This window comes from Sandaracinobacteroides hominis (genome assembly GCF_016464365.1).
Taxonomy (GTDB): Bacteria; Pseudomonadota; Alphaproteobacteria; order Sphingomonadales; family Sphingomonadaceae; genus Sandaracinobacteroides; species Sandaracinobacteroides hominis.
The window spans coordinates 284,312-309,766 of the sequence record NZ_JADCUC010000002.1 but is presented as its reverse complement, the minus strand read 5'-3'; the positions used below and the strand labels follow the sequence as shown (position 1 = coordinate 309,766).

General features: G+C 66.4%; 27 protein-coding genes and 1 pseudogene. 6 read left to right on the top strand and 22 right to left on the bottom strand.

Annotated elements, in window-relative coordinates; all coding sequences use genetic code 11:
* Window positions 1-2 precede the first annotated feature (2 nt).
* The 9 genes and pseudogenes from IM784_RS06080 to IM784_RS06040 form a co-directional block, all read right to left on the bottom strand.
* The gene (locus IM784_RS06080; protein WP_199554403.1) at window positions 3-1,172 is read right to left on the bottom strand and encodes a BaiN/RdsA family NAD(P)/FAD-dependent oxidoreductase; all 1,170 of its coding nucleotides are present in this window, start codon (window positions 1,170-1,172) and stop codon (window positions 3-5) included.
* A gap of 4 nt (window positions 1,173-1,176) precedes the next feature.
* On the bottom strand, window positions 1,177-1,902 hold the full coding sequence (locus IM784_RS06075) for an SDR family NAD(P)-dependent oxidoreductase (RefSeq protein ID WP_199554402.1): 726 nt from the start codon (window positions 1,900-1,902) through the stop codon (window positions 1,177-1,179).
* Window positions 1,899-3,209 (bottom strand): AMP-binding protein, encoded by a 1,311-nt coding sequence (locus tag IM784_RS06070; RefSeq protein ID WP_199554401.1) that lies wholly within the window; start codon window positions 3,207-3,209, stop codon window positions 1,899-1,901. Before IM784_RS06070 ends, IM784_RS06075 begins: the two co-directional genes overlap by 4 nt.
* 13 nt (window positions 3,210-3,222) lie before the next feature.
* Window positions 3,223-3,474 (bottom strand): acyl carrier protein, encoded by a 252-nt coding sequence (locus IM784_RS06065; protein ID WP_199554400.1) that lies wholly within the window; start codon window positions 3,472-3,474, stop codon window positions 3,223-3,225.
* Window positions 3,475-3,647: 173 nt separating this feature from the next.
* Window positions 3,648-4,037, bottom strand: a pseudogene (locus IM784_RS17590) (acyltransferase); the annotation flags it as partial.
* Between the two features lie 106 nt (window positions 4,038-4,143).
* Window positions 4,144-5,307 (bottom strand): glycosyltransferase family 2 protein, encoded by a 1,164-nt coding sequence (locus IM784_RS06055; protein ID WP_199554398.1) that lies wholly within the window; start codon window positions 5,305-5,307, stop codon window positions 4,144-4,146.
* A 149-nt stretch (window positions 5,308-5,456) separates the two neighbouring features.
* On the bottom strand, window positions 5,457-7,604 hold the full coding sequence (locus IM784_RS06050; protein ID WP_199554397.1) for an RNA degradosome polyphosphate kinase: 2,148 nt from the start codon (window positions 7,602-7,604) through the stop codon (window positions 5,457-5,459).
* A gap of 107 nt (window positions 7,605-7,711) precedes the next feature.
* The gene (locus tag IM784_RS06045; protein ID WP_199554396.1) at window positions 7,712-8,323 is read right to left on the bottom strand and encodes an HdaA/DnaA family protein; all 612 of its coding nucleotides are present in this window, start codon (window positions 8,321-8,323) and stop codon (window positions 7,712-7,714) included.
* On the bottom strand, window positions 8,320-9,660 hold the full coding sequence (locus IM784_RS06040; RefSeq protein WP_199554395.1) for a heavy-metal-associated domain-containing protein: 1,341 nt from the start codon (window positions 9,658-9,660) through the stop codon (window positions 8,320-8,322). Before IM784_RS06040 ends, IM784_RS06045 begins: the two co-directional genes overlap by 4 nt.
* A gap of 62 nt (window positions 9,661-9,722) precedes the next feature.
* Between IM784_RS06040 and purM the strand changes: the two genes are divergently transcribed.
* The 5 genes from purM to IM784_RS06015 all read left to right on the top strand — a co-directional run bounded on the left by purM (window position 9,723) and on the right by IM784_RS06015 (window position 15,257).
* Complete coding sequence (gene purM, locus IM784_RS06035) at window positions 9,723-10,817, top strand: phosphoribosylformylglycinamidine cyclo-ligase (RefSeq protein ID WP_199554394.1); 1,095 nt, start codon at window positions 9,723-9,725, stop codon at window positions 10,815-10,817.
* The gene (purN, locus tag IM784_RS06030) at window positions 10,810-11,421 is read left to right on the top strand and encodes a phosphoribosylglycinamide formyltransferase (RefSeq protein ID WP_199554393.1); all 612 of its coding nucleotides are present in this window, start codon (window positions 10,810-10,812) and stop codon (window positions 11,419-11,421) included. Before purM ends, purN begins: the two co-directional genes overlap by 8 nt.
* A gap of 28 nt (window positions 11,422-11,449) precedes the next feature.
* Entirely contained in the window at window positions 11,450-12,622 is a 1,173-nt protein-coding gene (locus IM784_RS06025) for a hypothetical protein (protein WP_199554392.1), read from the top strand.
* 46 nt (window positions 12,623-12,668) lie between these two features.
* Window positions 12,669-14,486, top strand: a complete 1,818-nt coding sequence (lepA, locus tag IM784_RS06020; RefSeq protein WP_199554391.1) for a translation elongation factor 4 — start codon at window positions 12,669-12,671, stop codon at window positions 14,484-14,486.
* Window positions 14,487-14,723: 237 nt separating this feature from the next.
* The gene (locus IM784_RS06015; protein WP_199554390.1) at window positions 14,724-15,257 is read left to right on the top strand and encodes a hypothetical protein; all 534 of its coding nucleotides are present in this window, start codon (window positions 14,724-14,726) and stop codon (window positions 15,255-15,257) included.
* On the opposite strand, the gene IM784_RS06010 is transcribed toward IM784_RS06015, so the two are convergent.
* The 12 genes from IM784_RS06010 to rpsD all read right to left on the bottom strand — a co-directional run bounded on the left by IM784_RS06010 (window position 15,254) and on the right by rpsD (window position 24,261).
* Complete coding sequence (locus IM784_RS06010; protein WP_199554389.1) at window positions 15,254-15,646, bottom strand: PIN domain-containing protein; 393 nt, start codon at window positions 15,644-15,646, stop codon at window positions 15,254-15,256. The two genes, IM784_RS06015 and IM784_RS06010, sit on opposite strands and share 4 nt — an antisense overlap.
* On the bottom strand, window positions 15,643-15,894 hold the full coding sequence (locus tag IM784_RS06005; protein WP_199554388.1) for an AbrB/MazE/SpoVT family DNA-binding domain-containing protein: 252 nt from the start codon (window positions 15,892-15,894) through the stop codon (window positions 15,643-15,645). Before IM784_RS06005 ends, IM784_RS06010 begins: the two co-directional genes overlap by 4 nt.
* Before the next feature lie 31 nt (window positions 15,895-15,925).
* Complete coding sequence (gene lepB / locus IM784_RS06000) at window positions 15,926-16,753, bottom strand: signal peptidase I (protein WP_199554387.1); 828 nt, start codon at window positions 16,751-16,753, stop codon at window positions 15,926-15,928.
* On the bottom strand, window positions 16,750-17,208 hold the full coding sequence (acpS, locus tag IM784_RS05995) for a holo-ACP synthase (RefSeq protein WP_235976600.1): 459 nt from the start codon (window positions 17,206-17,208) through the stop codon (window positions 16,750-16,752). Before acpS ends, lepB begins: the two co-directional genes overlap by 4 nt.
* Entirely contained in the window at window positions 17,205-17,942 is a 738-nt protein-coding gene (locus IM784_RS05990; protein WP_199554386.1) for a pyridoxine 5'-phosphate synthase, read from the bottom strand. Before IM784_RS05990 ends, acpS begins: the two co-directional genes overlap by 4 nt.
* Window positions 17,943-17,965: 23 nt before the next feature.
* The gene (pyrE, locus tag IM784_RS05985; protein WP_199554385.1) at window positions 17,966-18,547 is read right to left on the bottom strand and encodes an orotate phosphoribosyltransferase; all 582 of its coding nucleotides are present in this window, start codon (window positions 18,545-18,547) and stop codon (window positions 17,966-17,968) included.
* A gap of 96 nt (window positions 18,548-18,643) precedes the next feature.
* On the bottom strand, window positions 18,644-19,528 hold the full coding sequence (locus IM784_RS05980) for a DUF481 domain-containing protein (RefSeq protein WP_199554384.1): 885 nt from the start codon (window positions 19,526-19,528) through the stop codon (window positions 18,644-18,646).
* Window positions 19,529-19,657: 129 nt separating this feature from the next.
* The gene (locus IM784_RS05975) at window positions 19,658-20,656 is read right to left on the bottom strand and encodes a DUF481 domain-containing protein (protein WP_199554383.1); all 999 of its coding nucleotides are present in this window, start codon (window positions 20,654-20,656) and stop codon (window positions 19,658-19,660) included.
* Window positions 20,657-20,760: 104 nt separating this feature from the next.
* Window positions 20,761-22,869 carry a RelA/SpoT family protein gene (locus IM784_RS05970; protein ID WP_199554382.1) on the bottom strand — a complete coding sequence of 703 codons (2,109 nt, stop codon included), beginning with the start codon at window positions 22,867-22,869 and terminating at the stop codon, window positions 20,761-20,763.
* A gap of 189 nt (window positions 22,870-23,058) precedes the next feature.
* A complete protein-coding gene (locus tag IM784_RS05965; protein ID WP_199554381.1) occupies window positions 23,059-23,331 on the bottom strand; it encodes a type II toxin-antitoxin system RelE family toxin in 273 nt (90 codons plus the stop codon).
* Entirely contained in the window at window positions 23,315-23,542 is a 228-nt protein-coding gene (relB, locus tag IM784_RS05960; protein ID WP_199554380.1) for a type II toxin-antitoxin system RelB family antitoxin, read from the bottom strand. The genes IM784_RS05965 and relB overlap by 17 nt, the downstream gene beginning before the upstream one ends.
* 107 nt (window positions 23,543-23,649) lie before the next feature.
* Entirely contained in the window at window positions 23,650-24,261 is a 612-nt protein-coding gene (gene rpsD / locus IM784_RS05955) for a 30S ribosomal protein S4 (RefSeq protein ID WP_199554379.1), read from the bottom strand.
* A 258-nt stretch (window positions 24,262-24,519) separates the two neighbouring features.
* Here rpsD and rpoZ point away from each other — a divergent pair, with 258 nt between their 5' ends.
* Window positions 24,520-24,861, top strand: coding sequence for a DNA-directed RNA polymerase subunit omega (gene rpoZ / locus IM784_RS05950; RefSeq protein ID WP_199554378.1), 342 nt, complete (start codon window positions 24,520-24,522; stop codon window positions 24,859-24,861).
* 209 nt (window positions 24,862-25,070) lie between these two features.
* On the opposite strand, the gene IM784_RS05945 is transcribed toward rpoZ, so the two are convergent.
* The gene (locus IM784_RS05945) at window positions 25,071-25,454 is read right to left on the bottom strand and encodes a hypothetical protein (RefSeq protein ID WP_199554377.1); all 384 of its coding nucleotides are present in this window, start codon (window positions 25,452-25,454) and stop codon (window positions 25,071-25,073) included.
* Window position 25,455: the final 1 nt, after the last annotated feature.

Genomic DNA, 25,455 nt, shown 5'->3' with positions numbered 1-25,455 from the left:
GGTCAAAAGGCCTGCGCTGCGGCCCATCCGCTCGCCCAAGCCCATTGGAAGTTGTAGCCGCCCAGCCAGCCCGTCACGTCGACCGCCTCTCCAATCGCATAAAGCCCGGCAAGCCGGCGCGATTCCATGGTCTGCGAAGAAAGTCCGTCTGTGCTTATGCCGCCGGCTGTCACTTCAGCCTTGGCGTAGCCTTCCGTCCCATTGGGCGAAAACGGCCAGAAAGACAAGCTGCGCGCCGCCACGCATAGCTGCTGGTCCTTCAACGCACCAAGTTCGCCGCCGATCTCCAGCCGATCCGCCAGCGTCTCCGCCAGCCGTTCGGGCAGCCTTGCCGCCAGTGCAGACCGCAGCGACTGCCGCGGCCGGGCGCGTTTTACCTCCACCAGCCAGGTCTCGTCGCAGTCCGGCAGGAAATCGATCTGCACCGGCTGGCCGTGCCGCCAATAGCTGCTCACCTGCAGGATCGCCGGGCCGGAAAGCCCCTTGTGCGTGAACAGCGCCGCCTCGCGGAAACGTGCCTTGCCGGTGCTGGCGACAACCTCGGTGGCGACGCCCGACAGCGTCCGGAACAGCACGTCATCACCGCCCAGCGTCAGCGGCACCAGCGCCGGGCGCGGCTCCACCACCTTCATCCCGAACTTCCGCGCCAGATCATAGGCAAAGCCGGTCGCCCCCATCTTCGGGATGGAAGGCCCGCCGGTTGCGATCACCAAATACGGCGCGGTCGCGGTACGATCGCCGAACGTCACGCGGAACATCCCGTCCGCGTGGGAAACATCGGTGATGGCCTGCCCCAGCGCCCACTCCACATTGTCGGGACACGCGTGGCGCAGCATCTCCACGATCTGCCTCGCCGAGCCGTCGCAGAACAATTGCCCCAGCGTCTTTTCATGCCAGGCGATGCCATGGGCATTCACCAGATCGAGAAAATCCTGCGGTGTGTATCGGCGCAGCGCCGAAACCGCGAAATGCGAATTGGCGCTCAGATAGCGATCCGGCGCGGCGTGGATGTTGGTGAAATTGCAGCGCCCGCCGCCGGAGATCAGGATCTTCTTCCCCGGCTCCGGCGCATGATCGACCAGCAGCACCCGCCTGCCGCGCTGCCCCGCAACGCCCGCGCACATCATCCCGGCGCCGCCGGCGCCCAGGATAATGGCGTCGTACCGGGTCATCGGCTCAGGCGGTGCTTCCGCCGTCCACGGTCAGGACCGTGCCGGTAATCGCGGCGGCATCGTCGCTCAGCAGATAGGAAACCGCCGTCGCCACCTGCTCCGGCGTCGGCAGGCCCAGCGGCGCGCGCCTGCGCACCGACTCCAGCTTGTCCCCCTGCAGGCTCATGGTCATCTCGGTTTCCATATAGCCGGGCGCCACGCAGTTCACGGTGATCTTCAGCTTCCCCGCCTCGCGCGAGAGCGAGCGGGTGAAGCCCTCCAGCCCGGCCTTGGTCGCGGCATAGACGGAAAGCCCGTGGAAGCCGGTGGAGGCGATGATCGAGCTGATGTTGACGATCCGGCCCGACCGCCGCGCCAGCATCGCCCGCATCATGTATTTCGTCAGGAAGATCGGCCCCAGCAGGTTGGTGGCGACCAGCTTCTCGATGTCGTGCTTGTGCATCGTGCCCAGCACGCCGTCGGTGCCGATCCCGGCATTGTTCACCAGCGCCCAGAAGCTGCCATGGGTCTTGATGAGCGCGCGGGAGACATCGGAAATGGCATCCAGATCCGACATATCGAGCGCCTGGAAGATCGCCGTTTCAGGATACCTTGCCGCCAGCTCTTTCCACTCGTCGCTTTCGGTACGGCTGGCGCCGACCACGCGATAGCCGTCGGCCAGCAGCCGCGCTGCGATGGCAAGGCCAAGGCCCCGCGATACACCGGTTACCAGAACAGTCCTGATCGTCATTTCGGCCTCTCGAGCTTTCCGGATGCACTGATATCCAGGCTTTCCGCCACCCGCACGATCGCGGGCTGCAGCTCCCGGGGGAGCGTCTGTTTCAACTGCTGCTTCACCGACAGCGCCAGTTCCCTGCCTTCCGGTGCGCCGGGGGCAGGCGTAATCGTCAGCTGCAGGATGGAGCCGGTGATCGGGTTCGCCTTCACCGTCACCAAGGCGCCTGCCACATGCGGATGGGCAAGTGCGGCCTGCTCCAGATGCTCGGGCTGCACCTTCATGCCGCCGATATTGGCGAGCGAGGATTCGCGGCCGCGAAACAGCACCCGATCGCCCGCCATCTCCATTCGGTCGCCGGTGCGGATATAGCCGTCCGCGTCCGTCTCCAGATGCGCGCCGCGCGGGCGCTCGCCGGCCAGCGGCTTTGCCCACAGCATGTCGTCCACCAGCTTCAGCGCCGCCCCTTTCACGCCGTCCGCCAGATAGGAGGCCGGGAAGCCGGGAAGCCCATCCTTCACCGAAAAGCCGACGCCCAGTTCGGTGGAGGCATAGATGTGGGTGACATGCGCGGCAGGCCATTGCGCGGCAACCGCCCGCAGCACGGCGGCATCGGCAATCTCGCCGCCCAGCGTCGCCTGCTGCAGCGCCAGTCCGGCCCCAGCCGGCAGCATCAGCATCTTGCGCCACAGCGTCGGCGTCGCCGACAGATGCGTGACGCCAGCCTCGGCGAAAAAGCGCAGCTCGTCCGCCATCGTCATCCCGGGCGCCGGCACCACCAGCCGTCCGCCGCCAATCAGCGCCTGCAACACCACCTGCAGTCCGGCAAAGCGGCTGGGATCATAGATCAGGCCCCAGACATGGCCGGCGGTCCGGTCGTTGGCGACCACGCTGCGCGCCAGCCCGGACAGCCGATGCTCCACCATTTTCGGCAGGCCGGTGGTGCCGGACGTGGTCATGATCCAGCGGGTTTCCAGCCCGGCCTCCGGCCGCGCCCCCGGCATCGGATCGGGCAGAACCGCGCCTTCGTTCACATCGGAAACGAGGATGGTCGCCCCCGCCTTTTCCATCAGCTCGGCAACGGTCCCGGCCGGAAGCCCCGGCGCCAGCAGCAGCAGCGCCTCTGCAACGCCATCCAGCGCGACGATGGTGCGCACGAACGCCGCCGGATCGGCAATCGCCAGCGCCACCGCGGCGCCCTGTGGCACCGCCTCGCCAAAGCCCAGCGTCGCCGCATCCCCGGCGGAGAGATTCCCGCCCGGACTTGTCAGCAGAACGCCGCCTCCGGGGCGCGCCCGGATCAGGGCCGCCAGGCTCGTCACTGCCCCACCCCCATCACTGGGTGGCGAATTTTTCGTAGAAGGCGACGAACTCGCCGAATTCACGCGGATAATAGACATCGTCGGACTGGGTGAACGGATCAAAGCCCAGCTCCTCGTCCAGCCGCGCGACGAGCACGGCAAAGGCCATGCTGTCCATGCCGGTTTCCAGCAGCACGGTATCGTCCAGCAGCGCCGGCGGCGGCACATCATGGTCCTCGGCCCAGATCTCGTTGAAGACTTCGGTGATCTTGGCGCGGATGTTCATGCGGATTCCTTCTGTTCGGATACGGGGCCCTGTTCAGGCAGAGGGCCCTGACCTGAGGCGGGGCCCTGGTCTGAGGCGGGGACAGCCCGCGCGGCCTTGGCGGCTTCATGCGCCGCCAGTTCGGACGGGATGGCGGCCGAAATCCTGACACCATAGGCCAGCGTCTCGATATCGCGCTCCAGCACCCGCCCCGGATTGCCGGTGACGACCGAGTGCGAGGGCACATCGCGCATCACCACCGATCCGGCGCCCACGATGCAGTGATCGCCGATGGTGACGCCGGGCATGATGATCGAGTTGCAGCCGATGAAGCAGTGCGAGCCGATCTTCGTGGCAAGGTGCCGGCGGTTCACATAGTCATGCGAAAGAATGGCGACGCCAAAGGTCACGGCGGTATAGTCGCCGATGGTGATGCCCTTCGGGTTGGTCTTGTCCAGCTTGCACGAGAGCGAGATTCGCACGCCTTCGCCGATGTGCATCCCCCACACGCGGCGATACCAGGCGCGCTGAAAGCCGACGACATAGCCGTGCAGGATCCGGCGCGAGCGAGCCAGTATGTGCATGGTCAGCGGCGTCCTTTCGCGTTCAGCCTCGAAACGCTGCCTTCTATCCAGCGTTTCCGCCGTTGCATACCCGCAAGCCCGGTCACACGCCCTGTCACAGGCTGGGTCACAGCGGTCTGAAGAACAGGGCCTTTGTCATGGCCCTCACGCTGGCCGGCTGCCGGCGCAGCACCCGCTTGCTGGTCTGCACGCAGCCCTGCAGCCAGATCACCGGCAGCAGCAGCGGGTGGTAACGGCGATAGAACAGCAGCTTGGCGCGCAGCAGCCAATATTCCGCCGCCGGAGACCGACCGCCGACCTTGGCCGAAGAGCCGATCGAACCGCCATGCTTGTGATAGACGGTGGCGCCGCGCGCGAAGCCCATGGCGAAGCGTCCGCCGTTGCGGCGGGCCCAGTCGATCTCCTCGAAATAGAGGAAATAAGCCTCCGACATCAGACCCACGGTTTCCACGAAGCGCCGCGAGACCGCCAGCGAAGCCCCCAGCACAAACTCCGTCTGCCGCGCCACCTTGCGCGCATCGAATGGGGTGGAGGCGGGCTTGCCGCCATACAGGCCCTTGCTGTTCCCGGTCAGGATGTTGAAATCCATCCCGTTCAGCGCCTGCAGCGTCTCCGGCGAATGATAATAGCGCAGCACCGTTCCCACCATGCCGATCCAGGGATCGGTCTTCAGCGTCGACAGCACGGCGCGGGCCGCAGACGGCTCCACCACGGTATCGTTGTTCAGCAGCCAGACGTGGGCAATGTTGGGATCGCGGAACAGGTGCCGCATGCCCAGATTGTTGCCGCCGGCAAAGCCCAGGTTCGCCTGCGATTCGATCAGCACCAGCCGCGTCCCGCCGGGCTTGCGGAAACCGGCCTCCTCGCCGGAAAGCACGTCCATCGCCACCGGCTTGGGAAGCGGCGGCGAGCTCAGCTGGCTCAGCGCATTGTCGGGCGCTTCATAGGGCAGCGCGCCCTCGGCCCAGGCGCGGATCTTCTCAGCCGAGCCGTCGGTAGAGGCGTTGTCCACCACGGCGACCCGGATCGGCAGGTCCGAGCGCAGCAGGGATTCCAGGCATTCGATCGTGTCCGACCAGCCGTTGTAGCAGACCAGCACCACCCCCAGCTCCGCAGTGCCGGCGCTGGCTTCCGGCCACTGGAAGGCCGGCTGCCCGTCTTCGTTCGTCGTCAAGCCGCTCTCCGACGCAGATTCTTCCTCGTCCAGAACCCGCTCCTCTTCCAGAACATTCACAAACAGCTGACGGCCCATAGGCGCCGAATCCATCATCGCTGCACCCCCTGCCCGTGATTGATCTGCCAGTGATTGATCGCAGCCTTGGGGCTATGCCGTCAAACCCCGGCACGCAAGGGAAAATCGGCCTGAACAGGGCTCAACACACCGCACTGCGACAAAGAATGCCGCAATGCAGCATCGGCTCAACTCACCTGCAGCTTGGGCGTATCCCCCCGCTTCAGCGACTGTCCGCGCCCGGAAAGGCTGGGGTTGGTCATGAAATAGCGGTGCAGGTTGAAGCTGGGGCTGCCGGGCTGCAGGCGGTGATAGGTGCCGTCGGCGTCCATCTCCCAGCTTTGCTCGTCATCCTTCAGGTTTGCCACCATCACCTGGTCCAGCACCTGCGCGTGGACGGTCGGGTTGGTCAGCGGAACCAGCAGCTCCACCCGGCGGTCGAAGTTGCGCGGCATCCAGTCGGCCGAGGTGATCCACACCTTCGCGTGGCGGCTGGGCAGCTCGTGGCCATTGCCGAATACCACGATGCGGCTGTGCTCCAGAAAGCGGCCGATCACCGAGCGGACGGTGATGTTGGACGACATGCCCGGCACCTGCGGCCTCAGGCAGCAGACGCCGCGGATCACCATGTCGATCTCCACCCCGGCCTCGCTCGCCTCATAGAGTTTCTCGATGATGATCGGGTCTACAAGGCTGTTCATCTTCACCCAGATCGAGGCCGGCCGGCCGGCGCGCGCATGTTCGATCTCCGCCTCGATCCCTTCGATCAGAGTCGAGCGCAGGTTCAGCGGGCTCATCGCCAGATGCTTCAGCCCCTGCGGCTCCACATAGCCGGTGATATAGTTGAACACCTGCGCGGCATCGCGGGCGAGCGCGGGATCGGCGGTAAAGAAGCTGAGGTCGGTATAGATGCGGGCCGTCACCGGGTGATAGTTGCCGGTGCCGAGGTGCAGATAGGTCTTCAGCTCCGCCCCTTCCCGGCGCACCACCAGCGAGACCTTGGCATGGGTCTTCCACTCGATGAACCCATAGACCACCTGCACGCCGGCGCGTTCCAGCGCCGCTGCCCAGGTCAGGTTCTGCTCCTCGTCGAAGCGCGCCTTCAGCTCGACGATCGCGGTCACCGATTTCCCGGCCTCCGCCGCATCGATCAGCGCCCGCACGATGGGGCTGTTCTTCCCGGTCCGATACAGTGTCTGCTTGATGGCGACGACATCCGGGTCGGCCGCCGCCTGCCGCAGGAAGGCCAGCACCACGTCGAAGCTCTCATAGGGGTGATGGACGACGATGTCCTTGGCGCGGATGGCGGCAAAGCAATCGCCGCCATGCTCGCGGATGCGTTCGGGAAAGCGCGGCACATAGGGCTCGAACTTCAGGTCGGGCCGATCCTCGTCCACCAGCTGCGACAGGTCGGCGATGCCCAGGATGCCCTCCACCTCGGTGACGTCCTTTTCGTCGACATGCAGCGCCTGCTTCACCAGCGCGCGCAGCGGCGCCGGCGTCGCGCTTTCGATCTTCAGCCGGATCACTTGGCCCCGGCGGCGGCGCTTGATCGCCGTCTGATAGAAGCGGACGAGATCCTCCGCCTCTTCCTCGATCTCGATGTCGCTGTCGCGGATGATTCGGAACGCGCCCTGCCCCAGCTCCTCGAAGCCGGGGAAGATCAGCGGGAAGAAGCGGGTGAGCACCTGCTCCATCGCCACATAGCGCGCCGAACGCCCCGGCAGCCGAACGAAGCGCGGCAACATCGGCGGCAGCATCAGCAGCGCAATCAGCTGCTGCCGGTCTGCCAGCCGCAGCATTTCGAAAACCAGGCTGAAGCCCTTGTTCGGGATGAACGGGAAGGGGTGCGCCGGATCGATCGCCTGCGGCGTCAGCACCGGGAAAATCTGCTCCAGGAAGTGGGCTTCCAGCCACTCGGCCTCGGGCTTTGTCAGCTCGGCATGATCCAGCACGGCGAAATCGGCGGTGCGCAGCGCCCGGCGCAGAATGGCAAAGGCATCCTGCTGCTCGTGCATCAGCTTTTCGGTAGCGACGCGGATTTCCGCCAGCTGCTGCGCCGGCGTCGCCCCGTCGGGCGATGGCGTCTCGATGCCCTCGTCCACCTGTCCGCGCAGGCCCGCAACGCGCACCATCATGAACTCGTCGAGATTATTGCCCGAAATGGAGAGGAAGCGCAGCCGCTCCAGCAGCGGGTGCGCCGGGTTCATCGCCTCCTCCAGCACGCGGGAATTGAAAGCCAGCCACGACAGCTCGCGGTTGAGATAGCGCCCGGTGCCAAGCACCATCAGGCTCTCGGCGGGCTGCACTGGGATCGGACGTGTTACGCTTGCCATCGCATCAGCCTAGCAGCCGCTTGTTACAGCTGGAAGCTGCCGCGCGCAGGCAGTTTGCGACAACCCGCCGCGCCGGGTTGCGGCGGAAGGGTGAACGGCAATCTCATTCAACCGCCGAGGTCGATGAATACTTCCCGCGCCAGCGGAATGGAAAGCGCCCGCCGCGCCGCCAGCGCCGCGCGGTCCATCGCGTCGACCATCCGCGCGACCCCCTCGAAACTGCGCTCGATGCGCGACAGCACATAAGAAGTGACTTCCGGCGGTGCCTCGATGCCGCGATCCCGCCACTGCTTCAGGAAGACCGCTTCCAGCAGCGCGTCGTCCGGGGATCGGATCTGCACGCGCGGCGTCGCCATCAAGCGGCTGCGCAGGTCGGCCAACGCCAGATTCCACTCCGAAGGGGCGGAACGCGCCGTCATCAGCAGCGGCCGCCGCTCGTCCATCGCCGCGTTCCAGGCGTGAAACAGCGCTTCCTCGCTGTGGGTGCGGTCGGCATCGTCCCACAGCCGGGCGTTGGCGCGCCGGGCAAAGATGGCGGCAAGGTGGCTCTTGCCGGAACCCGTGGGCCCGATCAGCAGCGCCGCCGGCAGCGGCCAGGTGGACCAGCCGTCCAGGAAATTCACCGCGTCGCGATTCGCCTCCGAGACGAAGAAGTCCTTCTGTCCCTGCGCCGCCTTCCAGCGCAGCGGCAACACCATCTGCACCGGACCACCGCTCATTTCGGCGCCCCCGGCAGCAGGGCCTTGGGCGCCGCGGCCGGCGGCGGGGCCGGCGCGGCGGGGCCTTCCTCCAGCTGCAATTCCTCACCTTGCGGCTCCGGCGGCGGCAGCGCCGCCTCGCCCTCTGCCCGGCGGCGGATCACATTCCCCTCCAGTCTCAGGCCGCGCACATCCAGCGCATAGCGAAGCTCCGCCAGCGGCACCGAAGAGACGATCTCCAGCACCGATTCGCCGCCCAGCACCAGGCTTTGCAGGCGCACGCCTTCCACGCCGGGCGTTGCGGCAATCGTCCGCTGGATCGCCTGCAGCGCGGCATCGTCCGGCGTCGCCACCCGCACCTGCAGCCCGGCGCTTTCGGCGCCGCCAAAGCCGCCGCCGATTTCCGGCCCGGTATCCTCCAGCGCGGCAGTCGGCACGTCGGGCTCGATCAGGCTCGGATCGGGCAGCAGGTTCCCGGCGCGCAGGGCGGCAATGTAGAGCTTGTCCGCCTCGCGCACCGCGGTGTCGGTCAGCCCCTCGATGTCGCCGGCGCGGTTGGTCAGCCGCACGCGGCCCAGCTCGCGGCCCGAAGGCCCGAAGCGCACGATCAGCAGCGCCGTCGTCGGCCCGCCCACATAGCTGCGGTCCAGGATCAGTTCGGGGATCAGCACGTCGGCCACCTGATAGCGGTCGATCAGCGCCCGCCACAGGAACAGGTGTCGGCGCTCGGCCTGCCAGGCGTTCAGCAGGATCACATCGCCCGGCGTCGGCTGGATCCGCACATAGTCGATCGGGCTTTCCCCGGCCCTCAGCCGCGCCCACGCCTTCAGCCAGGGAGATGCGGCTTCATGCGCCTGCCGCACACCTGCATCCTGCAGCACCGGCAGCACCAGGAATGGCGGCGAGGAAACCAGATTCGAGAATCGACCCAGATAGGCGGAAGCGCGCACCCGGTCGAACACCACCGCGAGGCGCGCCACATAGCGGTTCGGCCCCACCTGCTCGCGCTCCACCTCGATCGCGGACACCATCGAATCGAGGGCGCTGTCAGCAAGCCTGGGGGCCGTGCCGGCGGCCAGCCCGGACATCCGCGCCCACAGCGCCGGCCAGGCCTTGCGCTGCGCCTCGCGCCAGCCGTTCATCCGGGCATCGATCGGATTCTTGCCGCCGACATCGACGTCGACGCCGCCGATCACCAGCCCGCCACTGCCGCCGATGGCCGTCGGCACATCCGGATCGGCCTGCTTCGCTTTCGGCTTGGCGTCCGCCGCGCGCAGCCCCCCCTGCGCTGTCGCCGGGGCTGCAACAGCCAGCGCAAGGGTCGCAAAGATCAGGGCCAGCCGTGCAAACGAAATCATTGCCATGCCTTTGGCGCATGAAGGGTGGGATTCCAAGTGGTGACCCGCTAAATGCGCGCCGCATGAGCACAACTCCACGACAGCCCGCCACCTATGCCGACGCCGGAGTCTCCATCGAGGCCGGAAACGCGCTGGTGAAGAGCATCGCGCCGCTGGTGCGCGCCACCCGCCGCCCCGGCGCCGACGCCGAGATCGGCGGTTTCGGCGGCATCTTCGACCTGAAGGCGGCCGGCTTCCGGGATCCGCTGATGGTGGCGGCAACCGACGGCGTCGGCACCAAGCTGAAGCTCGCGATCGAAACCGGCCGGCACGAAACCATCGGCCAGGACCTTGTCGCCATGTGCGTCAACGACCTCATCGTGCAGGGTGCCGAGCCCTTGTTCTTCCTCGACTATTTCGCCACCGGAAAGCTGGAGACCGGGGTTGCCGAAGCGGTTGTTGCCGGAATCGCCCGCGCCTGCACCGCTGCCGGCTGCGCCCTGATCGGCGGCGAAACCGCCGAAATGCCGGGCATGTATGCCCCGGGCGACTATGATCTCGGCGGCTTCTCGGTTGGCGCCGTCGAGCGCGAACAGCTGCTGACCGGCGACAAGGTGGCGGTGGGCGACCTGCTGCTCGGCATCGCGTCGTCGGGCGCGCACAGCAACGGCTATTCGCTGCTGCGGCGGCTGGTGGAGGGCGCCGATCTGGACGCGCCCGCTCCGTTCGACGCCTCGACCAGCCTCATCGATGCGCTGCTGGCGCCGACCCGCCTCTATGTGAAGCCGCTGCTGCCGCTGCTGCGCGCCGGGCAGATCCACGCGCTCGCCCACATCACCGGCGGCGGATTGCTGGAGAATGTCCCCCGCGTGCTGCCCGACGGCGCCCGCGCCGGGATCGACGCCGGAAGCTGGCCGCTGCCGCCGCTGTTCGGCTGGCTGCAACAGCAGGGCAGCATGGAAGCGGCCGAACTGGCGCGCACCTTCAACTGCGGTATCGGCATGGTGCTGGCGGTCGCCCCCGAGGAGGCCGAAGCGGTCGCCATCGCGCTGACTGCAGCGGGCGAGCAGGTCTTCGCGATCGGCCAGATCGAGGCCGCGCCCAAGGGCTGCGACGTGCGCGGCACCGCCGGGCTGTGGGGTCAGACGGCAGATTGGGTCGCCTCCCACGATGCGTAAGGCCAGGCTAGCCGTCCTGATCTCCGGGCGCGGCTCCAACATGCTCTCGCTGGCAAAGGCCGCGCAGCAGCCGGACTATCCCGCCGAGCTGATGCTGGTCGCCTCCAACAAGGCAGACGCCGGCGGCCTGGAGACAGCAGCCGGCATGGGCATCGAAACGCTGGCGCTGTCGCATCGCACCTTCCCCAGCCGCGAGGCCTTCGACGAGGCGCTTTCCGCCGAGCTGAAGGCGCGCCAGATCGAAGTCGTCGCACTTGCCGGCTTCATGCGTATTCTCACGCCGGGCTTCATGCGCGACTGGGAAGGCAGGATCGTCAACATCCACCCGTCGCTGCTCCCGAAATACCCCGGCCTGCACACCCACGAGCGCGCCATCGAAGCGGGCGACGCCGAGGCCGGCTGCACCGTGCATGTGGTGACCGAGCTGCTCGACGACGGCCCGATGCTGGCGCAGGCCCGCGTTCCGGTGCTGCCGGGCGACACGCCCGATACGCTGGCCGCCCGCGTGCTGGCGCAGGAACACCGCATCTACCCAGAGGCTTTGGCGGCGCATGTGCGCAACATGGTCGCAAAGGGGTTGGCCGGAGCGGTCAAAGCGGGCTAGCCTGCACGCCGGCATGAAGGGGGACAGCATGCGTTGGGGTCTTTTCGCGGGTTTTCTGATGGCGGGCGCATCCGCGCAGGCACAGGGCGTGCCCGAGCCGATCAAGGCGCGTGTCAACGAACTGGTGGCGCAATGCGCGGCCGCCGGCGGCACGCTTGGAAACATGTCGGGGCAGGGCCAGTTCGTGATTCCGCGCGATTTCACCGGCGACGGCCGCACCGATTTTCTTGTCTCGGAGGGTAATTTTCCCTGTGTCGGCAAGCCGACGCTGTTCCGGCCGAACGGCCTCGCCCGGCTGGAACTGTGGGTCGGCACGCCCGGAAACGCCAGCCTCGCCTTTCAGGACCGGGTGATCGCCTATCGCGTGCTCGACGGCAAGCCGGCAAAGCTGCAGATCGCACGGCGCGGCACCGGCTGCGGACCGGGCGCAAAGGACACGGTCAGGTGCGGCGACGAGTTGCGCTGGAGCGGCAGCCGTTTCGAGGAAGTCGCAACCGATGGCCGCAACATCGCTCCGCGTGCGGCGGCCGGTGCGGCGGCGCCGGTTGCGGCGGCGGCCCCGCTTGCCGCGGTAGCCGCCGGCAATGCCGGGCCGGCCCCGGCGGCGCTACCGATGGCAGCCAATGCGAAGGCGAGCTTCACCGCCCAGTGTCGCAAGGAAATCCTCGCCGACGATCCGCGCAACGCCAAATGGGTTGATGGCCATTGCGCCGAGATGTGGACGCGGGTTGTCACAGCCGGCCCGGCCGCCGATGCGCTGCTGAACGCGATACCCGCCTCGCCGGGGATTTCGCTGGCGGAGGCCAAGGCCCGGATGACAGGCGTGCGGTGGGGCCGAACCCAGCCGCCGTCGCTCGCCAGCGGCAAGCTGGGCCAGCTGGACGTCAACATCGACGGCAAGGGCATGCCGCAATCGGCGTCGGCCGGCTGGATGGCCGTCGGCCAGCCCACGCCATACGACGTGCCCGGCGCGATGATGGCGCGCGGCGCGAAGCTGACGCTGATGAGCTGCGAGAAGATGGGCGTGGGCGAGGGGCAGAAGCTGTGGGCCGGCAGCGCCCCCGGCCGGGCGCCCTTCACGCTGACGGTCGACAGCCGCGAGGCCCCGACCGCAAGCGCCAACAGCTTTTACAGTGCCAGCGTCAGCCTTGATGGGCGCACGCCACGCAAGGGCAGCCTTGCCCAGTGCCGCGAGTTCTGACGCGGTAGAAGTTGAAAGCGCAGCGCCCCTCTGCCAAGGGGCGCTGATGTCCAAAATTCCGGCGACGGACATGTCGCGAATCCGCAATTTCTCCATCATCGCCCATATCGATCATGGGAAGTCGACCCTTGCCGACCGGCTGATCCAGCAGACGGGCGGGCTGACCGCGCGCGAAATGTCCGAGCAGGTGCTCGACAACATGGACATCGAGAAGGAGCGCGGCATCACCATCAAGGCGCAGACCGTGCGCCTCGATTACCGGGCCAAGGACGGCAAGGCGTATATCCTGAACCTGATGGACACGCCGGGCCATGTCGACTTCGCCTATGAAGTCTCGCGCAGCCTTGCCGCCTGCGAAGGCGCGCTGCTCGTGGTGGATGCAGCGCAGGGCGTAGAGGCGCAGACCCTCGCCAACGTCTATCAGTCGATCGAGCACGACCATGAGATCGTGCCCGTCATCAACAAGGTCGATCTCCCCAGCGCCGAGCCGGAAAAGGTGAAGGCCGAGATCGAGGAAGTGATCGGCCTCGACGCCTCCAACGCGGTGATGACCAGCGCCAAGACCGGGCTGGGCATCGCCGATGTGCTGGAAGCCATTGTGGAACGAATCCCGCCGCCCAAGGGCGACATCAACGCGCCGCTGAAGGCGATGCTGGTGGACAGCTGGTACGACCCCTATCTGGGCGTCGTCATTCTGGTCCGCGTGATCGACGGGGTGATCACCAAGGGCCAGACGATCAAGTTCATGGCCGGCGACACGACGCACCTCGTCGATCGTGTCGGCGCCTTCCGGCCGAAGATCGAACAGCTGCCGCAGCTGGGGCCGGGCGAGATCGGCTTCATCACCGCGCAGATCAAGGAAATCGCCCAGGCCCGCGTCGGCGACACCATCACCGACGCGAAGCGGCCGGCGGCACAGGCGCTGGAAGGCTTCAAGGAAGTGCAGCCGGTGGTGTTCTGCGGGCTGTTCCCGACCGACGCCGCCGATTTCGAGAAGCTGCGCGAGAGCATCTACAAGCTGCGCCTGAACGATGCGAGCTTCAGCTTCGAGATGGAAACCAGCGCGGCGCTGGGCTTCGGCTTCCGCTGCGGCTTCCTGGGGCTGCTGCATCTGGAGATCATCCAGGAGCGGCTGAGCCGCGAATATGACCTGGACCTTATCACCACCGCGCCCTCGGTCGTCTACAAGATCCACCTGACCGACGGAAACGTGATCGAACTGCACAACCCGGCAGACATGCCCGATCCCGTGCGGATCGATCATATCGAGGAGCCGTGGATCGAAGCGACGATCTATGTGCCCGACGAGCATCTGGGGGCAATCCTGAAGCTGTGCCAGGATCGGCGCGGCATCCAGAAGAACCTCACCTATGTCGGCGGACGCGCCCAGCTGACCTACGAACTGCCGCTGAACGAAGTCGTCTTTGACTTCTACGACCGGCTGAAGAGCATCAGCCGGGGATACGCCAGCTTCGACTATCACCAGATCGGCCACCGCGAGGGCGATCTGGTGAAGATGACCATCCTGGTGAACGGCGAGCAGGTCGATGCGCTGAGCATGATCGTCCACCGCGACGCCGCCGAAGGCCGCGGCCGCCACATGTGCGAGCGGCTGAAGGACCTGATCCCGAGGCACCTGTTCAAGATCCCGATCCAGGCGGCGATCGGCGGCAAGGTGGTGGCCCGCGAAACCATCGCCGCCATGCGCAAGGATGTGACCGCCAAATGCTATGGCGGCGACATCAGCCGCAAGAAGAAGCTGCTGGAGAAGCAGAAAGAGGGCAAGAAGCGGATGCGGCAGTATGGAAGCGTCGATATCCCGCAGGAGGCCTTCATTGCGGCGCTAAGGATGGGGGATGAATAGCGGAGGCGGCCGAAATTAGCGCAAAGCGCTAACTTTCGGACTCGCCGCAGCGACCGGCCGGCGGAATCGGCGATCTCTCTCGCCGATCCGTCCGACGAGTCCGGCTTTGCCGGGCTTTTTACTTTCTTCCTTCCCATATCCTGAGCGGACTCGGCGGCTCAGCCGCCGGCCGCCCGAAAAACCCAAAGACGAACCCCACCCACCCCTGTAAGACCACCCCATCAGCAGGGGCCACAGATGCATAACTTCGACGCAGAGCGAGCGGTCTGGATCATCACCGCCGCCTATCTGCTGACCCTCCCCCTGCTCGTCCTCGCGCGCCAGGCCAGCGCCACCCCCCGCGAACGCCTGTTCTGGACGCTGGCGTGCCTCGGCATCCTCGCCCTCGCGCTCAACAAGCAGCTCGATCTGCAGACGCAGCTGACGGCGTTTGGCCGGCAGGTCGCCCACAATGGCGACTGGTTCGACCGGCGCCGCGATGTGCAGCGCCTCTTCCTCATCGGCCTCGGCGCTTCGATGGCGCTGCTCGCGCTCTGGCTCGGCTGGCTGACCCACAATCTACCCGGCCCGGTGAAGCTGACCCTCGCCGGCCTGCTGCTGCTGGGCGGCTTCGTGCTGCTCCGCGCGGCGTCGTTCCACAATGTCGATCAGCTTTTGCGCACCAACCTGCTGGGCACGCGCGCCTGGGTGGTGATCGAACTGGCGGGCATTGTGGTGGTGATGGCAGGCGCAGGCTGGGCGGCGATGCGCGCCAGACGGCGAGCGGCCTAGGCCGGAACACCCCAGTCCAGCACCTCCAGCCCCGGAACGTCGGCAAAATCTGCCGGATTCAGCGTCGCCAGCGGCAACCCATGCACCAGCGCGGTGGCGGCGATCAGCCGATCCAGCAGTTTGCGACGGGAGAAGCCGGTTGCCGTAAGGATGTGCCGATAGGCATCCGCCTCCTCTGCTCTGAGAAACAGACATTCATGCCCCATCAGGAACACATCCAGCCGCGCGGCGGCGAGCGCCTGCTCCTTTTCGTGCCGGAACACACCCGCCTCCAGTTCGACGCGGGTGATGACCGAAATTGCGTTGCGCGTGGAGCCCGACAGGCGATCCAGCATCTGCCTATCGCCATCCATGATCAGGATGGCGATATTCGTATCCAGCAGGATCAATCGAACAGACCCGGGCGATCCGGATACTCGAACGGCTCGCGCACGGTCGGGATTGTCGGGCGCGGCAGACTACGGAGCCTCTCGATCATCTCAGGGGTCGTCAGTTCGGCCTTTCGCCGGCGCGTCAGGATGATCCGGTCCCCAACCCGCGCGATCTCCACCTCCGTACCCACCCCGAAGCCGATATCCTTCGGCAGGCGCACGGCCTCGGAGTTTCCGGATTTGAAGGTCCTCGTCTGCGCAGGCATGGTTGGGATATACGTGTATATCCCAACCCGATCAACCGCGCAGGCTGTCGAACGCCCGGTCGCCGCGCAGCGCCCCCCACCAGGTCAGCGGGTTGATGGTCTGCGAGCCGTCCAGCGAGAAGGTGGTGAATTCGGCGCGGCCGACGATATTTTCCCACGGCACCAGCCCCAGCCCGCCGATTTCCGGCGGCACGCGGCTGTCCATGCTGTTGTCCCGGTTGTCGCCCATCAGGAACAGCTGGCCTTCGGGAACCGTCACCGGGCCGAAATTGTCGCGGTCGGTCAGCGCCATGTCCAGCGTGCTGTAGGTGCGGCCGTTGGGCAGCGTTTCGCGATAGGTCGGATAGCGGCAGACCTGCGCCCCATCTTCGCGCGCGCCGCGGAACTGCGGCGTATAGGGACAATCGGTGTTCGGCGTCACCAGCAGCTCGGTATCAGGCAGGCGGGTGCGGGGGATCTCCTTGCCGTTCAGCAGCACCACGCCGTCGCGCAGTTCGATGGTATCTCCGGGCAGGCCGATCACCCGCTTGATCCAGTCGGCGCCGTCGGACGGGCTTTTCACCACGATGATGTCGCCGCGTTCCGGCATGGAGCCGAACAGCCGGCCGGGAATATGCGGCAGGATCGGCACCGAAGGCGACAGGTAGGAGAAGCCGTACGGATATTTCGACACGATCAGCCGGTCGCCCACCAGCAGCGTCGCCATCATCGATTCCGACGGGATATAGAAGGGCTTGGCAACAAAGCTGTGCACCCCCAGCACGATCAGGATCAGCACCGCCCACTGCTTCAGCTCGCGCCCCCAGGAAAAGGGCTCCTTCTGGCCGGGCTTGGTGATCTGCGGCGCGGGTGCGTTCATCGGGGGCTTGCCTGTTCCTGTTCGCCCGAAAGTTCCGTCTCCGGGGCGGCTGTTATGAGCACGATCGCCTGTGCCCATGGATGATCGTCGGTGATGGTAAGATGAATGGCCACCTTATGCCCGTTGGGCGTAATGGCGGCAAGACGCGCCGCAGCGCCACCGGTCAGCGCCAGAGTCGGCTGACCCGAGGGGAGGTTCACCACCCCCATGTCCCTGAAGAAGACGCCGTTGCGAAAGCCGGTGCCCAGCGCCTTGGCGCAGGCTTCCTTCGCCGCGAAACGCTTGGCGAAGGTGGCCGCACGGGTCAGTTCCCGACGATTGGCCTTGGCCTGCTCGATCGGCGTGAAAAGGCGCTGCACGAAGCGGTCGCCGAACTTGTCGAGCGAGTTCTGGATGCGCTCGATGTTGCACAGGTCCGAGCCGAGCCCGATCACATGCATGCCGGGGACGATCATGCGCCCGCGCCCTGCTGCCGCGCTTCGTCCATGTGCCGGCGCATCTCGCGGATCGAGGCGTCGAGGCCGGTAAACACCGCCTCTCCGATCAGGAAATGGCCGATGTTCAGCTCGGCCAGCTCGGGGATGGCGGCAACCGGGCCGACATTGGCAAAGGTGAGGCCGTGCCCGGCATGCACTTCCAGCCCCAGCGAGGCCGCCAGCGCGGCCGCGTCGGCCAATCGCTGCAGTTCCTCTGCCGAGCCGTCGGCATGCGCATAGGGGCCCGTGTGCAGTTCCACCACCGGCGCACCCAGAGAGGCCGCCGCCTCGATCTGCCGCCGCTCCGGGGCGATGAACAGGCTCACCCGCACGCCGGCGTCGTTCAGGCTGCCGACAAATCGCTTCAGGCTGTTGTGCTGGCCGGCGGCGTCCAGCCCGCCTTCCGTGGTCCGCTCGGCCCGCCGCTCGGGCACGATGCAGGCGGCGTGCGGCGCGTTCTTCAGCGCGATTTCCAGCATTTCGTCGGTGGCGGCCATCTCCAGGTTCAGCGGCAGGCGGATTTCCGCCACCAGCCGGGCGATGTCGCTGTCGGTCATGTGGCGCCGGTCTTCGCGCAGGTGGGCGGTGATGCCGTCGGCGCCGGCGGCGGCCGCCATGTGCGCGGCCCGGATCGGATCGGGATGCTCGCCGCCGCGCGCGTTGCGGATGGTGGCAACATGATCGATGTTCACCCCCAGCCTGAGGGCGCGCACCGCTTCAGGCCTGGCGGGCGGGCTCAAGCCGCGCGGCTTCCCGGCTTGATGGCGGGGATGGCGGCAAGCTCAGGCGGCAGCGCGTCCGGCTGATAGGTGGGCACGTCCAGCCGGATCAGCGGCGTGAACGGCACGCCAAGATCCGCCTTGCCGTTGGAGCGGTCGACGAGGCTGGCGGCGTGGATCACCTTGCCGCCCGCTTCCTCCACGGCCCGGATCGCCTCGCGCGAGGACAGGCCGGTGGTGACGACATCCTCCATCAGGATCACCGGCATGCCCGGCTCCAGCCGGAAGCCGCGGCGCAGCTCGAAGGTGCCGGTCGGGCGCTCGACGAACATCGACAGCAGCCCCAGCGCGCGGGCCAGTTCATGGCCGCAGATCAGGCCACCCATCGCCGGCGCGATCACCGCCTTTGCCGCAGCCTTCACGTCGGCCGGAATCTTCGCCGCCAGCGCCTGCGCCAGCCGTTCGGCCCGGGCCGGGTCCATCAGCACGCGGGCGCACTGCAGGTAGCGCGTGGAGCGCAGGCCGGAGGAAAGGATGAAATGCCCTTCCAGCAGCGCTTCTGCCGCCCGGAATTCGTCGAGGACTTGATCGTCGGTCATGCGCCGGGGGCCTATAGCATGTTCCGTTCAAATGGAATCACCCGAACGGAAACCCATGCGGAAAATGCAGGACGGCCCGGCACACAGCCGCTGTCATCAGAAGTCGTAGACCAGCGTGACCCGGGAAGTGGTGTCGGTGCTCTTCAGCCCCAGCGGAGGCTCCTCCTCCCACGCCACGTTGAAGCTCAGCCGCGCGCTCAGCGCCCCGAGCAGCTTTGCCGTCAGCGCCGCCGTGTTGTTGATCGACGAAGAGCCCGAGAAGAAGATCGCGGTGTCGTTGGTGAACACCGTGTTCTCCGACAGCGTCCAGAGGAAGCGCGAGGCACCCCGGCCGGCAAACTCATTCTCGTCATAGGTGACGAATTTCGTCTGCCTGAGCGCCGGACCGGCTTCCAGATCCCACTTCACCCGCTCGCCATCGACAGCGCGCCAGCCCAGACCGGCCGATTCGGCAAAGCGGCGGTCGATGCCGGCCTCGCGGTTGCGCTCATATTCGAAGCGGCCCCAGGCGTAGAGCCGCTCGGAGAATTTATAGTCGATCTGGTAGCCGGCGAGGATCCGCTGCTGGTCGGTGCCGCCGTCATTGTCCTGGATGTCGACAAGGGCGTCGGCGCGGTGCCGCCACTTCAGCCCGTCCCGCTCCAGGTTCAGGCCCACGGTCAGGCTCTTGGTTTCCGAGTTGCCGGTGGAGAAGGAGGCGCCCAGCTGGCCGGAGCCGCTCCAGTTGTCGAAGAAGCCGGCGCTCGCCAGCTGCTGCTCGCGCTCGGCCGCCTTGGCGGCGCTGATATCGGCGACGATCTTGTCGATTTCCGCCTCGGAACCCTTGTTGGTTTCCTTGGCGACGGCAACCACGGCGTCGATCTTCGCCTTGTCGCCGGAACTGGCGGCAGCCTCCACCATCTGGCGAACGGCGGGCGAAAGCGTGGATTGGGCTGCAGCGGGCATCGCCAGCAGCAGGGCGGCAGCAAGTATCAGGCGCATCAAATCCCCCTGTTGGAACCGTCTTCGCGTGCGGAACCAGTTAGCTCTGGCCCCTGTCGCGGATTCAGAAAGTGCAATTCCGGACAAATTGGCAAGTGAAACTGATGGCCAGCACCGTGCCGTTACCTGTCAGAAGTCATAGACGAGCGTGACGCGTGTCGTGGTGTCCAGGCTCTTCAGCCCGGTCGGCGGGTCCTGTTCCCATGCCAGGTTATAGCTGAGCCGGGTGCCGACCGAGCCGAACATCTTCGAGGTGAGGGCAGCGGTGGTGTTGATCGTCGCCGAACTGTCGAAGAAGACCGCCGTGTCGCTGGTGAAGCTGGTGATGTCGGAGAGCTTCCAGGCAAAGCGCGAAGCCCCCCGGCCGGCGACGCTGTTCTCCGAATAGTCGTCGAACAGCGTCTGGCGAATTGCCGGCCCGGCTTCGATATCCCAGCGCAGCGGGCCATCGGTAAGCGCACGCCAGCCGAAACCGGCCGATTCCGCAAAGCGACGCCGGATGCCCGCCTGCTGGTTGCGTTCATACTCCAGGCGGCCCCAGCTATAGGCGCGTTCGGAGAATTTATAGTCCATCTGATAGCCGGTCAGGATGCGCTGCTGGTCGCTTCCGGTGCGATTCTCCACGATGTCCAGCACGGCGTCGGCGCGGTGCCGCCAGTCGATCCCGTCGCGCGTCAGGTTCAACCCAACCGTCACGCTGCGGATATCGCTGTTGCCGGTGGACATGGCGGCGCCGCCCTGCGCCCGGCCCTTCCAGCCCACGAAATAGCTGGCCGAAGGCAGCTCCACCTGCGCCACCGCAGTTGCCGCCACCGTCTGCAGCTCCTTCAGCTCGGCCTGCCGCGTCTCCGAAATCTCTTCGACGATGCGGTCGATCTCGGCTTCGGATCCCCTGTTCGTCTGCTTGGCGATCGCCACCACCACGTCGATGTTCGTCTTGTTGCCGGTATAGGCGGCCGCCTCCACCATCTCGCGGACCGGGCCGGGCAAGGGCGGCGCAGTGGAGGGAACCGCCGGCGGGATGGCCGAAGGCCGCACGGCAGCCCTGGCGGGGCGAGGCGCGGCCTCGGCAGAAGAGGCGGAAAGGAGCGGCGCAGACAAAAGCGCAGCGGCCAGGATCAGGCGCATAAACTCCCCATGCGGTGAAGCGGTCGGTCAGCGGAGTGGCCAAAAGAGGGGAACCGCGGCAGGATGGCAAGCGGAAATTACCGCTAACATGCATACAGGCCGGCTCAGCCGAGCATGCGCTCCGCCGAGACGACCAGAGTGGGCGCGCGCAGGCCCTGCAGCAGCTCTGACAGGTGCTTCAGATCGTCCACCTCGACATCCATGATGAAGCGGTGGTGGCTGCGGTCGCGGTCCTTCAGCTGCAGGTTGACGATGTTGGCGCCCTGCTGCGCCAGGATCGACGTCACCTGCGCCAACGCCCCCGGCTCGTTCATCACCACCACGGCGATGCGCGCCGTGCCAGAAGAGACATCCGGCGCCCAGCGCAGATCGACCCAGTCGGCATCCTCGGCGGCAGCCAGACGCGGGCAATCGATGGTGTGGACGGCAATACCCTTGCCCGGAACGCTTAGGCCGACGATGCGGTCGCCGGGGATCGGCATGCAGCACTGCGCCATTTCCATGCCGCCCGCGTGCGATTCGCCGTCCACCAATATGGCACCCTCGGCCGACTTCGGCGGGCTCTTGCGGCGGGCCTTGCGCTTCGCCGCAGAGCCCGGAACCAGCGCTTCCAGCAGCTGGGAGTCGGTAACCGACTGGCGGGCCAGCGCCAGGAACAACGCCGACTGGTCCGGCAGCTTCAGCCGCTTCAAGGCGGCAGAAATGGCCTCGGCTCCGATATCCACCTTCAGCCGCTTCACCGCATCGTGGAACAGCGCCTCGCCCGTCTTCAGCTGCGCGCCGCGCTCGCGCTGGCGCTGGTGCCGGCGCACGGCAGACCGCGCCTTGGCGGTGATCACGAACTGGTCCCACGCCGGGTCCGGCGTCTGCGCCGAAGACCGCAGGATCTCCACCTGATCGCCATTCTGCAGCCGCGTGCGCAGCGGCACCACCTTGCCGTTCACCCGCGCCCCCACACAGGTGTCGCCCAGTGTCGTATGCACGGCATAGGCGAAGTCGACAGGGGTCGAGCCGCGCGGCAGCTGGATCAGTTCGCCCTTCGGCGTGAAGCAGAAAAGCTGATCCTGGAACATGGCGATGCGGGTATGCTCCAGCACCTCCTCGGGGCTTTGCGCATGGTCGAGGATTTCCAGCAGGTCGGTGAGCCAGGGATAATTCGCCGTGCCGGCGCCGGTCTTCTGCTTGTAGGCCCAGTGCGCGGCCATGCCGAACTCGGCCTCCACATGCATGTCGGCGTCGCGGATCTGCACTTCGATCCGCATCCGGGCACGATCGACCAAAGTCGTGTGCAGCGAGCGATAGCCGTTGCGCTTGGGCGTCGAGATATAATCCTTGAACCGCCCCGGAACCATCGGCCAGCGCCGGTGCAGGGCGCCGAGCGCGCGATAGCAATCCTCCGGCGAACGGGTGATCACGCGGAACGCCACCACATCCGAAAGCTGCTCGAACGAGACATGCCGCTCCTGCATCTTGCGGAAGATCGACCAGGGCTTCTTCTCGCGGCCGCGCACATCGTCGACCATCACGCCGGCCGATTCCAGCGTGTGGCGGATGCCGCTCTCGATCCGCTTCACCGTGTCGCCGCCGCCGGCGCGCAGCGTCTCCAGCCGCTTGGTGATCGACTGATAGGCCTCCGGCTCCAGCTCGGCGAAGCTCAGCTCCTTCAGCTCGTCCATGAAGCCGTACATGCCGATGCGTTCGGCGAGCGGCGCATAGATATCCATCGTCTCCCGCGCGATGCGGCGGCGTTTTTCCGGGTTCTTCAGATATTTGATCGTCCGCATGTTGTGCAGGCGGTCGGCCAGCTTCACCAGCAGCACACGGATGTCGTCCGACATCGCCAGCAGGAAGCGGCGGAGATTTTCCGCGGCGCGCTCGGTATCGGACTGCGCCTCGATTCGGCTAAGCTTGGTGACGCCGTCCACCAGCCGCGCGACATTGTCGCCGAACAGCCGCTGGATATCCTCCGGCGTCGCCACCGTATCCTCGATGGTGTCGTGCAGGATGCCGGTCACGATGGTCTCGTCGTCCAGATGCAGGTCGGTCAGGATGCCGGCCACCTCGATCGGGTGCGAGAAATAGGGGTCGCCACTGGCACGCAGCTGCGAGCCGTGCGCCTTCATCGAAAACACATAGGCCCGGTTCAGCAGATCCTCATCCGCATCCGGGTCATAGCTCTTCACCCGTTCCACAAGTTCGTACTGGCGCAGCATAGCGGGGGATTATGTGGGAAGTGGGTGGCGAGAAAAGAAGAAAGTTTATTTTTGCCTCCGGCGGGCAGGGAAATGATTTCCCTGCCCCCTCGAAGTTTGGAGCTTCATCGGCGCGATCCGGGCAGGCCGAAGATTCCAATGCCTGCAGCGCCTATTCCTGCTCCTGATGCAGCGGTCACGATATCACCTTCACCGCCGATAAACCTCCCGCCGGTTGCCCAGCCGAACCCCGGTGATCCGCATTACCCCGTCCTCGATATCGGCGATGATCCGCCAGTCGCCGACGCGGTATTTCCAGAAATCGCCAAGCTCCCTGCCGCGCAACGCCTCGCCAATGCTGCGCGGATCCTCCAGCCGGGCAACGCGCTCGTTCAGAAAGGTCAGGATTCGCGTGGCGACCTGGCGGTCGAGCTTGCGGAGCTGCTTTGCGGCGCTGTCGGCGAACTCAATCCGCCAGGCCATATTCCGCCAGCAGATCGGTCAGCGGAACGGTGCTTTCGGTGCCGGCACGGATGCGGGCCAGTATTTCGGCCGACAGATGCGCATCCTCCAGATCGTCGATATGCTCGACGATGGCCTCGGTTGCATAGAAGGTCTTTGAGCGGCCAGTGAGCGCCGCCAGCGCCGACAGGCGCTCTTCGACATCATCGGGCAGGCGGAGCGAGATCGGCATGAGACGCATATAGTCCTGCGATACATGTATCGCAAGCGCTACCACATCCACGAAAAAGGGCGGCGCCTTCCGGCACCGCCCTTTTTCGTGTCGAACAGACAGCCGGATCAGCGCGAATAGAATTCCACGACCAGGTTCGGCTCCATCTTCACCGGATAGGGCACTTCATCCAGCGTGGGCACGCGGACGTAGGTGGCCGAAAGACCGTCGACGGTCACATATTCCGGCACGTCGCGCTCGGACGACTGCGCCGCTTCCAGCACCAGCGCCATCTGCTTGCCCTTTTCCGACAGCGTGATCACGTCGCCGGGCTTCACCATCGCCGAGGCGATGTTGCACTTGCGGCCGTTCACCAGCACATGGCCGTGGTTCACCAGCTGGCGGGCGGCGAAGACGGTCGGGGCGAACTTGGCGCGATAGATCACGATGCCCAGGCGGCGCTCCAGCAGGCCGATCAGGTTCTGCGAGGTGTCGCCCTTCACGCGGACGGCTTCGGCATAGACCTTCTTGAACTGCTTTTCGGTGACGTCGCCGTAATAGCCCTTCAGCTTCTGCTTGGCGCGCAGCTGGATGCCGAAATCCGACATCTTGGACTTGCGGCGCTGGCCGTGCTGGCCGGGGCCATATTCGCGGCGGTTGATCGGGGACTTCGGACGGCCCCAGACATTCTCGCCCATGCGGCGGTCGAGCTTGTACTTGGCGCTTGTGCGCTTCGACATGATATCATCCTTCGCTGGCCACGCGCGGAATTGCACGGGGGCCGGCCTGCCCCCGAAGCGGCAAGCGTGTCTGGACTCGCGCACCCGGAAATGGGTGGACCACCGCTTCACCAGACGTGCGGGGTCGAATGCGAAGGCGGGCCGTTAGCCGCAGAGGGGGCAAAGGTCAAGGCGGCGGCAGACTCATTTCCTTGACCGCAGGCGCTCCACCGGCTAGTTGCCCCGCCCTGCCCGAATTCCAGATACGAAGAGGCCTTGATGGCACGCGTTACCGTTGAAGACTGCATCGAGAAGGTTCCCAACCGCTTCGAGCTGGTGCTGATGGCCGGCCAGCGCGCCCGCCAGATCTCCGGCGGCGCCGAGCTGACGATCGATCGCGACCGCGACAAGAACCCGGTCGTGGCACTGCGCGAAATCGCCGACGCCACCGTGCTTCCTTCCGCGCTCGAAGAGAATATCGTTCTGGGCCTGCAGAAGGTGCAGATGGACGACGACGATGTAGCCGACGAAACCGGCTCGCTGGCCGCTTCGGCGGAAGCGCTGCGGCTGACGGCGGCTGCGCCGCCGCGGAACCAGAATCTGGGCCCGGATTACGAGTGAAGGCGGCCACGATTAGCGCGCAGCGCTAACGCGCGGACTCGCGGCAACGCCCGGACGGCACGAAAAAAAGGCGGGGAAATCCCGCCTTTTTTGCATGTCCGACGGCCCGGCTTAGCCGGGCACTTCCTCTATCTTCCTCTTCCTTATCTCGAGCCGGACTCGGCGGCTCAGCCGCCGGCCGGCCCCAACGCCAGCCCCAACGCCCGGCCTCACCCCCGAACCTCGAACCACCCAAGCGGCCCCAGGCACGTCACCACAAACTCCCCCCGCGAAAGCCGCTCCGCTTCCAGCCGCTCCACCCCATCCGCGCAGATCTTCAGCGTCACCCCCAGCGCTGCAAGCTCCGCCTGCTGCGCCAACCCGGCCCCCACAGCCTCCTGCGCCACCGCGAGTCGCGCTTCCGTCAACACAGCCGAAGCCGCCTCGAACCCCGGCACCGCCACCGGATCGGCCAATGCCTGCACCAGCCCGCGCAGCTCCAGCGCGGTCTTGGAAACCGCCAGCCGAACCGATTCGGACGGCGCTGCAGGCGCCACGGGAACCGTCACGCACCCGGCAAGCGCTGCGAACATCGGGATAAAAATCATCTTCATT